This window comes from Wolbachia endosymbiont of Mansonella ozzardi (genome assembly GCF_020278625.1).
GTDB lineage: Bacteria > Pseudomonadota > Alphaproteobacteria > Rickettsiales > Anaplasmataceae > Wolbachia.
Map to the genome: position 1 here is coordinate 1 of NZ_JADAKK010000046.1, position 10,142 is coordinate 10,142.

General features: G+C 36.1%; 7 protein-coding genes. 3 read left to right on the top strand and 4 right to left on the bottom strand.

Going from position 1 to position 10,142, the window contains the following annotated elements; translation table 11 throughout:
- Positions 1-183 precede the first annotated feature (183 nt).
- The 4 genes from glmS to IHO40_RS04590 form a co-directional block, all read right to left on the bottom strand.
- Positions 184-2,004 (bottom strand): glutamine--fructose-6-phosphate transaminase (isomerizing), encoded by a 1,821-nt coding sequence (gene glmS, locus IHO40_RS04575; RefSeq protein ID WP_225536977.1) that lies wholly within the window; start codon positions 2,002-2,004, stop codon positions 184-186.
- Positions 2,005-2,031: 27 nt separating this feature from the next.
- Entirely contained in the window at positions 2,032-2,463 is a 432-nt protein-coding gene (yajC, locus tag IHO40_RS04580; RefSeq protein WP_225536971.1) for a preprotein translocase subunit YajC, read from the bottom strand.
- Between the two features lie 953 nt (positions 2,464-3,416).
- Positions 3,417-4,484, bottom strand: a complete 1,068-nt coding sequence (locus IHO40_RS04585; RefSeq protein ID WP_225536972.1) for a rod shape-determining protein — start codon at positions 4,482-4,484, stop codon at positions 3,417-3,419.
- A gap of 20 nt (positions 4,485-4,504) precedes the next feature.
- A complete protein-coding gene (locus IHO40_RS04590; protein WP_225536973.1) occupies positions 4,505-5,935 on the bottom strand; it encodes a gluzincin family metallopeptidase in 1,431 nt (476 codons plus the stop codon).
- 275 nt (positions 5,936-6,210) lie between these two features.
- On the opposite strand from IHO40_RS04590, the gene IHO40_RS04595 reads away from it, so the two are divergent.
- From IHO40_RS04595 to ftsH, 3 genes are all read left to right on the top strand, one after another.
- Positions 6,211-6,690: an OmpA family protein gene (locus IHO40_RS04595; protein ID WP_368666776.1), complete on the top strand. Its 480-nt coding sequence runs from the start codon at positions 6,211-6,213 to the stop codon at positions 6,688-6,690.
- 176 nt (positions 6,691-6,866) lie between these two features.
- Entirely contained in the window at positions 6,867-8,165 is a 1,299-nt protein-coding gene (gene tilS, locus IHO40_RS04600; RefSeq protein WP_225536975.1) for a tRNA lysidine(34) synthetase TilS, read from the top strand.
- Between the two features lie 12 nt (positions 8,166-8,177).
- Complete coding sequence (gene ftsH, locus IHO40_RS04605) at positions 8,178-10,007, top strand: ATP-dependent zinc metalloprotease FtsH (RefSeq protein ID WP_225536976.1); 1,830 nt, start codon at positions 8,178-8,180, stop codon at positions 10,005-10,007.
- The last annotated feature ends 135 nt before the right edge of the window (positions 10,008-10,142 follow it).

Consider the following 10,142-nt stretch of genomic DNA (forward strand, 5'->3'; position numbering starts at 1 on the left):
TAATTTCTATCTTGATGTTTTAGACAGTAGATCCTAGTATCAACTGCTGGAATGATGAAAAAAAGTCACTTGGATGACAAGAGAAGGGCTGCTTGGATTACAGGAGAAGAGGTGATGGAATGGCATTGTTTACTATGTTCATATTACAATGTTTGTATAGTTGTGTACCTAACTATAAATGAACTACTCAACCGTAACAGACTTAGCTAAATTTCTTGGGCAATCAGCATCCAATCCTTTCTTGACTGCAGTAGTGTAAGCAAGAAATTGCATAGCAATACTGTAGATGATTGGAGAAATGAAATTATCAACGTCTGGAAGTTGTATTACGTCTTTACAAATTCCTCTTAGAAACGACACTCCTTGCTTTTCACTAAAAGCGATCACTTTGCCTTTTCTTGCTATAATTTCTTGTATATTGGACAGCGTTTTAAAAAATAAATTATCATATGGAATAATTGCTATGACAAGTACAGATGAATCTATTAAAGCAATCGAACCGTGCTTCATCTCTCCCGCTGCAATACCCATGGTATTAATATACGAAAGTTCCTTTATTTTTAATGCACCTTCCATTGCGACTCCATATGAGCTTCCTCTACCGATTAGAATGATGCTGCTATGTTCTAATATACTGTCTGATACATGTTGTATCTTCATCGGATTTAAAACATACTCAATATATTCTGAAATAGAGTTGATAGCATTGCTCAGTTGCTTTATTCTCTTTTCATCCAACGTACCTTTTATTTTCGCAAGCTCTAAGGCAAGGCATGCCAAAACTGCGAGTTGCGCAGAAAAGGTTTTTGTTGAAGCAACCCCAATTTCTGGTCCAGCAAGAGTATGTAACACAATGTCTGAGATTCTTTCAATGCTGCTGCTGAATGTGTTAGTTAGGCTAATGATTGTTTGCTTCTGTGATTTTGCATAGCGCAATGCTTCGATGGTATCTGCAGTTTCGCCAGATTGAGAGATGAATAGTCCAATACTTCCTTTCTCCAGCTTAATGTTGCTATACCTAAATTCCGACGAGATTTCCAGATATACTCGGACTTGTGCAATGCTTTCCAGCCAATATTTCGCTATTAATCCAGCAAAATAAGACGACCCGCACCCAACTATGGTAATATAACTAAGTCTAGAAAATAGTTTTTTGTTGGCAGATATTATCTCTGTATACTTTTTATAAAAGTGGTTTACTGTTTTGTTTAATACACAAGACTGCTCAAAAATCTCTTTTAGCATGAAGCTAGAGTAACCATTTTTGCTGATTAGAAAGTTGCTTGAACTATTATTTTCTATACTGCGTTTAACTCGCGCACCGTTGTTGTATATACTAACCCCGCTAGATTTTATCACTGCAACGTCGTCATCTTCTAGGTATGATATTCTGTCCACTAGTGAATTTAAGGTATTAGAATCAGATGCGGCAAATACGGTGTTGCAGTTATAGCCTATCGCTAAAGGTAGGTTTCTCTTTGCGACAAATAGAGCATCTCTATGTTCTGCAAACAATAGGACCAAAGCAAACGAGCCATGTAGGTTACTTAAACACTTAAATAGAGAGTCAACAGGTGACAATCCTCCATTGAGATATAGGGTTAACATATTTGGTATGACCTCTGTATCGGTGTCAGTATGAAACGGCATTCCCTGTTCTTCTAGTCCCCTTTTCAGCAAATTGTAATTCTCAATTATACCATTATGGGCAACAACAACACCATTTATATGAATGGGATGAGCATTTTTGAGACCTGGAACTCCGTGTGTAGCCCAGCGAGTATGTGCTATGCCAACTGTACTGCTGGACATCTTACTGTTGCCAACAACTTCACATAACCTTTCGGCTTTACCTTCTGATTTTTTAACTTCTATTCTGCCTTCATTATTTATGATTGCTATGCCTGAAGAATCGTATCCCCTGTATTCCAATTTCTGCAGCCCAGCTAGCAAAGTTGGTATTACTGAATCACCGCTACTTACTACACCAAGTATTCCACACACAACCAAGCAAACCTTTCTTTAGAGTTATTAGGCATTTTTGTTTTTATTGTCTTGTCCCTTTTTACTTTTATCTGGCTGATTTTTATTCTTTTTGTCGTCCTTCTCAATTTTACCTTTTTCAGTTGGTTTAGCTTGAGCCTCTTTATTTAGAACTTCAGATATAGCGGACTTTAGGACTTTTATCTCAACTTTTGGTGCTATTTCTACTATAAATTGTGCATTTGCTTCGTCAACTTTGTTGACTGTGCCTATTATCCCACCAGAAGTAGCAACAGTATCGCCGTGCTTTACTTGATCTATCATCTTTCTAAGTTCTTTTAATCTTTTATGGTGTGGGCGGATAATAAAAAAATAAAACACCACAACTATTAAAATTAATGGAATAAAATTAGCAAAAGACGCACCAACACTTGATGCATTACTAGCTGCCTCTGCTGCAAAAACTTCAGAAATAAACATATTTAATCCTGGTTATCAACGACAAACTTAAGTAAACATATTTAACTATTAACTACAATATTACTTCGTGTCAAGTTTATGAGATAAAAAACAATACCTTTGCAGCAGCTGGCTGGATTTATGTTTTTTAGCCACAGAAACAGAACGAAAAAACTGCTTGACAAATTCTAACAACTTCATTACCTTAAATAGTAAGAGTGTTTTTAACTCAAAACTTGTTTTTAATCTGTAGGCTCAATGAAAAGTTTCAGTAAAAAAACTCAGAGTATTTTTTGGTGGATTATATCAAATTATAGCAGCTGCATGTCTTTTAAAATTTTTCCACATTCATCCAAATCACGCTTAAACTGGACATCAGTAAGTTATTATAGCGCTAATTTAAAGTACTAAAGAGTCAAAACTCTCCACTCAAGCCTTATTTTGCCTTTTTCATTTAGTAAGTTTCTTAATGTTTATAGCTAGTTGCAATTCATAGACGAACATTTCTTTTTACAACGAATGGTATCATCCCAGCACCACGGGGTGTCATCCCAGTGCCCCGACACTGAGATTTAGAAAACTAGTAAAGACTAGACTCCAACGTCACGCGCACAGTTGTACGAATATTGCAATTAGCAGGTAATTTTCGTAACAGACGGTGTCATCTCAGTTCTCCAACACTTGGATTCAGCCTTTCCATGATCATCAAAAACGTTGTATTTTAACATAACTTTTATACTCACCAGCTTAATAAAATTTCCTGGGTGCCAGTGTCAAGCTCTGGCAGCACCCTACTAGTAGCAGAATGTTTGTATAGCTGTGCTTCAAGCGCTGGAATGACAGGAAAAGGGATACTTATATGGCATCCTCCTGGTAGGTTTAAATCAAAATGTTCATGCAGTTGTATGTTACGCTACTAAAATGGTAGCTCTATGCTTGAGATAGAGTTTGCTGTAAAATGAACTACCTTATAATTAATCTTGCTTAAATAAAACGTGGCTAAAATAATCGATGTTTTCAAGTACTTTGCCACTACCTAGGACAACGCAGCAAAGCGGGTCATCTGCTACACGCACTGGCAGTTTTGTTGTTTCACTAATAACTCTGCCTAAATTGCGTAATAATCCACCACCACCAGATAAAACTATCCCTTTATCGACTATGTCAGAAGAAAGTTCAGGAGGAGTGCTCTCTAACGCTGTCTTAATAGCAGAAATTATTTGATGCACAGGCTCTATTAAACTCTCTGCAACCTGATATTCTGATAAAAGCATTTCTTTTGGCATACCGCTCACTAAGTCTCTACCTTTAATCATCATTCCTTCTTTGTTATTTTCACCCGGTAGGCTAGCCGAACCTACGCTTTTCTTAATTTTTTCAGCTGTTGTTTCACCAATCAATAACTTATGGTTTTCACGAATGTATGATTTTATTGCTTCATCCATAATATCGCCACCCACTCTGGAAGACTGTGAATAAACAATTCCTCCTAAAGAAATAATTGCAACTTCAGTTGTACCGCCTCCTATATCAACAACCATAGAACCCTCAGGTTCGGTAACAGGAAGTCCAGCACCAATTGCTGCAGCCATTGGCTCTTCAATCAAAAATACTTCATTTGCACCAGCACTTTCTGCTGCATCTTGTATAGCACGCCTTTCAACTGGAGTGGAACCAGATGGAACACATATGATAATATTAGGTTTGTTAACAGTGAGTTTTGTATTTGCACTGCGTATGAAATACTTCAGCATCTCTTCCGCACTTTTAAAATCAGCAATGACTCCATCTTTTAATGGTCTGATTGCCTCTATTTCTGCGGGCGTTTTTCCTAGCATCATTTTAGCTTTTTTACCAAAGGCATAAGGAACATAGCTTCCTTTTTCCTTTATTCTTGCTACAACTGAAGGCTCATCAAGCACTATTCCTTGATTTTTTTGATAAACTAAAGTGTTTGCAGTGCCAAGATCTATAGCAATATCGCTAGCAAATAAACCTTTAAAAGTGAAAAAGTTTCTAGTTAATTTCTGGAAAAAATTCATATACAACTCAAAAAGGCATTTTATTGAGACAAATTATATTTTTCAGATAAGTAATTAGTACAGCATTCAACGTCTAACCCCTTATCTGTTAATTTTTTTAGTAAATCCGAAAAACCATACTTTGCATTGCATACATTTTGAGATAACCAACTGATAAGTAAACTAAAATCTCCTTTCATTATAGCGCCTAAGAGTTCGTAATGATCTTTTTTAATGAAAGAAAAAATCTGTATAGCGGTAATTAAAGCCATAATTTTAATGGGAAAATATCCAATGATTCCGCTCGCCCAGTATTCATCTTGAAAATAAGTGTCTAGTTCATTTTTAGCTTTTACTGGAATTTTATAATGCTTCATACCTTCCAACCATGCATCATGGAGGTCTTTGACCTCCAACGTACCATTTATTATATTCTGCTCTAATCTAGTCCTCAGCATAATGTGAGCTAACAGACTAAGTTCATCCGCATTCTTTAAAAGGGAAGAAAGATTTATTTTATTGAAAACCAAGTACAAATTCTCAACACTGCTAAATTTTGTATTATTCTTACCTTTTATGGTAAATTTCTCTTTTATATATGGGTGAATAAACTCAATAAACTCTCTAGATGTTCCAATCACCCTTTCCATAAATAATCCTTGGGTTTCACACATAACGTGTTCTGTAATTGGGCTACTTATAGAATTTTGTGCTGAACATTTTCGATAAATTTCATGACCACTACATCGTAAAAGTAGAAACAAACCACAACAAAAATCAGATTCATTATAATCTATAGGGTGATAACAAGAAGTACGGTATAATGTAATACCCATTTTCTGTAGACACAGCGAGCCGAGTTCAATCTGCCTTTGAGTAGCAACTTTCTGCATATCAATAGCTTTGTCTTTCTTTTGCTTTTCAATTATTTTATCTACACTTTCACAAAAAAATTTGCCTACCTTAGGGAATATTTCCTTTATGCTCTTTTCTGTGATATCAAAATCGTAGTCAGCAAGCAGTGAGTCGTATTTCGAGCATTTTAACTGCTGCGATTTTATAGAAACCACTTCGCGAACAAGCTTAACCAGATCAGCAAAGTGCTTCTTCAGCTTTTCCAAGCTGCTAGTTTCAGACTGAGATAGCTTCCATAAATTTTGGCACTCAACTTTGGCCTGAGATAAAGACTTTACTAAATCGATAGGAACAGCACTGCTGCTTTTATGCATACTCTCCATTAATTTTAGCTGCCGATTGCTAACACTCCTTTTTTTATTGTCAAGAGCACTTGCTTCTATTAATGATTCTTTTATTATCTCGTGAGAAATAATTCCATGTTTAATTTCTTCTAGAAGACCCATTTGCTCAACTTTGTCTTCTACTTTTAATTGGCTTTGGCTTAGTACTTTTAGCGTATTTTCAATACTCTTTACCTTACACAATACTTCCTCTAGGAATTTATGAGATTTCATATTTGTTCATTTTTTAGAAAACATCTGTTTAATATCGTAATAGATTAATAATAAAGTTAAAAGTATATTTACTCAAAGTACAATAAAAAATTATGTATTCTGTGTCTTTACTAGGTTTTTCCATCAAAAGTCTAGCGCCTTAATTAGAAAATCAATTATAAGACTGTAGAAAAGTATTTAGTATTTTATTTTTCTTGACTATACTGCTATAGAGAGATTATTAAATACTAAAATTTAAAGTTACGCACTATTTTAAAATTTATGGAGGTTTAGTGATGTGGAGTAGGTTGTTTGTAATGTGCTGTTTTTGTTTACTGCTTACTGGTGTAAGTTCTTGTCCAAAGAAAGGAGTGAGCACAGCAAATAAAATGAACTCTGTTGTTAAGCAGATAGGTGGAAAAAGAGTTTTTTTTGATTATGATAAATCTAATATCAGCGAGGCAGGTGCAGATGTATTGCTCGGTGTAATTGAGGTATTGCAAAATAACCCTGATATGAAGGTTACTGTAACTGGTCATACTGACAATCGTGGTTCTCATGAGTACAATGTTGCATTGGGCGAGAGAAGGGCAGATGCAGCTAAGAAATTTATGGTTAGTTGTACACCTTACCTAGAAAATAGAATAAAGACTGCTTCTAGGGGTGAAACTGAGCCTTTAGTTTATGTGCAAGACGACTCTAAGAATTCCAAGTATGAAAGACAGCATGCTAAAAATCGTAGGGTGGAGTTCTCATTTTCTGAAGCAAAGAAATAGTTTTTGCATTAAACCTAGGATCCCAGTGTCAAGCACTGGGATAACTAAATATAAAGGCACTTGGAATAGTATAAAGTAAGGGAGGGAGGGTAAAAAAGAACACAAAGCACAGTTGGACTAACAAGTGTTATTTTCTATATAATTGACCTAAGAAAGCAAATTATGCAAGAGGCATAATGGAATTAGAGTCATTATTTCAAGGTGTAATCAAAGATTTTGCTATCCACAACAATAAAGTTGCAGTTGCAGTGTCAGGTGGTATAGACAGTATAACTTTATTGCATTTAATGATTAATTGGACGAAAAAAAGACAATATCCCATTCCTATAGCATTAACAGTAAATCATGCATTGCGTCCAGAGTCTCAGAAGGAAGCTGAATTTACTGTAGGTTATGCAAAAGAACTTGGAGTAGAGGAGTCGTTCATATTAAACTGGGAGAAACAAAATATTAAAGGTAATGTCCAATCACAAGCACGAAAAGCACGATATAAGCTGCTAACGAAGTGGTGCAAAAGTAATAATGTTAAGTACCTACTCATTGCTCATCATAAAGATGATCAAGCAGAGACGTTTTTACTCAGGATTGAACGTGGTAGCGGCATAGATGGGTTGTCATCTATGGATTACAAGTCCCTTTTGAATGATGGGATTTGCATAATAAGACCGTTATTGAGTTTTAGTCGTAGTGAAATAGAAAAATACGCAAACTTTCATCGGCTAAGATGGGTTGAAGACAGAAGTAATCAAGATTTGAAATATAGGCGCACGTTATACCGCAACTTACTTAAAGTAAGTGATAATCAAGAGACTTTAACAAAGCGAATATGCCTCACAGCTCTTCACATGAAAAGAGCTGCAAAAGCACTGATGCACTACACGCGTCTTGCGTTTAATGACTGTGTTAATGTTCATGATCTTGGTTACATTGAAATCAAACTAGGTGAATTTCACAAATTGCCTGAAGAAATAGCCTTGAGGCTTCTGCTCTATTCTATAATGGTAATCAGTAGTAAGCGCTACAAGCCAAGATATAATAATCTTATTACAATATTTAACCAAATATTGCAAAAGGATAACGATCTTCATTGTACGCTTTCTGAGTGTAAAATAAGGAAATACAAAGGAAGCATATTGGTAATTAGAGAGCCATCAAAAATACAGGAAGTATCCGTAAGTTTGCCACTCAATGGGCCTGTTGAATGGGATAACAGATTCAGCTGCACAATACTTGGGGATCAGGAGTGTTCAGTAATTATTTCTCCGTTAAAGAAAGCACATAAGATCCCTAAGTTCTTAAAAGATTATAACTGCTGTTCTGAGGTTTTTTACTCTTTGCCCGTGGTGATAAAAGATGAAAAGATACTGGCTTATTCTCATATAAATCATAATGAAGAAAATATCCATAACGGTAAATTTCAATGCATTACTAATAGCATAATAAAACAAAATCTGGTAAGCTTAATTGATATTTAGTCAAAAATAACAATGAAAAAATTTTTAGAGGGCTTACTAATTTGGCTAGTAATAGTTGTACTTGTTTCGGTTGCCTATATCCAGTTTAGCGGAAATGTAGGAAAAAGCAAAACAACTATACCTTTTTCAGAGTTTTTAACTAGGCTGGAGGATAGTGAAATAGAAAGCGTTGTCATAAAAAATCAGAACATTGAAGGCAAGTTTAGGGATGGGTCAAGTTTTAACTCAAGTGGTGTTATATATAGTGACTTAATAAAAAGTTTGCATGACAGAAAAGTGAAATTCTCCTTTTCAACTGGAGATTCTGCAATGAACATCATTGGGGGATTACTTATTCAATGGATCCCAACGTTTATTTTTATTGGGTTATTACTATTCCTTTTAAAACAAACGCAAGCAGGAGGCAACAGAACCATAAGCTTTGGCAAATCAAAAGCTAGACTCATGACTAGCGGAAAAAAAGTGACATTTGACGACGTTGCTGGAATTGATGAAGCAAAGGAAGAATTGGTAGAAATTGTTGATTTTCTTAAACAAAGGCAAAAATTTCAAGTGTTGGGTGGAAAAATACCAAAAGGGTGCCTCTTGATTGGCTCTCCTGGAACTGGTAAGACCCTACTTGCTCGTGCGATTGCAGGTGAGGCTAATGTGCCATTCTTTAGCATTTCTGGATCTGATTTTGTCGAAATGTTTGTTGGTGTTGGCGCAAGTCGTGTGCGTGATATGTTCGATCAAGGCAAGAAACATGCTCCGTGTATAATTTTCATAGATGAAATAGACGCAGTGGGTAGGCATCGTGGCATTGGTCTTGGTGGTGGCAATGATGAAAGAGAACAAACATTAAATCAGTTATTAGTTGAAATGGATGGTTTTGAGTCTAATGAAGGTGTGATAATAGTTGCTGCAACCAATCGTCCAGATGTTTTAGATCCAGCACTGCTTAGACCTGGTCGTTTTGACCGTCAGATCACTATTTCTTTACCTGATATAAACGGGCGTGAAAAGATATTAAATACACATATAAAGAAAATATCGATAGCACCAGATGTGAATGTAAAAACAGTTGCAAGAGGAACACCAGGTTTCTCAGGTGCCGATTTAGCAAACCTAGTGAATGAATCTGCGCTCATTGCTGCAAGAAGAAACAAAAAGATTGTTACTATGGATGATTTTGAATATGCACGTGACAAAGTGATGATGGGCGTGGAAAGGCGTTCCTTAGTTATGACAGAGGAAGAAAAAAAGCTCACTGCTTACCATGAGGCTGGCCACGCAATAGTTGCTGTTAATATGCCTGCCTCCGATCCGATACATAAGGCAACTATCATTCCAAGGGGTAGAGCCCTAGGTTTAGTCATGAGATTGCCGGAAACAGACAGAGTATCTCACACGAGAGAAAAGATGGTAACAGACATAACTGTTGCTATGGGTGGAAGAGTAGCAGAAGAGCTAATTTTTGGTTATGATAAAATCACAAGCGGTGCATCTTCGGATATAAAGCAAGCATCTGGTTTATCACGCGCTATGGTAACAAAATGGGGAATGAGTGACAAAATAGGGCCGATATATCACAATCGTGAACAAAATGTGCATGGTTCTGATATAATTTCTGAAGACACTCTAAAGCTCATAGATGAGGAAGTAAAACGAGTTGTATCTTCATGCTATGAAAAGGCAAGGAATATACTGACCAAACGCTGCAAAGACCTGGAACTTATCGCTGAAAACCTGCTGGAGTTTGAGACTTTAACAGGAGATGAAATCAAAGATATATTGAGTGGGAAAAAGATTGTGAGAAATGAAAACGAAAACAAGGAAAAGGTAAGAAAATCCTCTCTCTGATTAGAGCCCAATAAACTTTTTGCATAACAAATTTCTGGCAGTGCGTTGGATGAAGTGAAAAAAACTACTTGACAACTTTAGCCGTCACCCTTGTCATAGTAATGAAGCTATTTATTTAACTTCCCAATCTGTGCA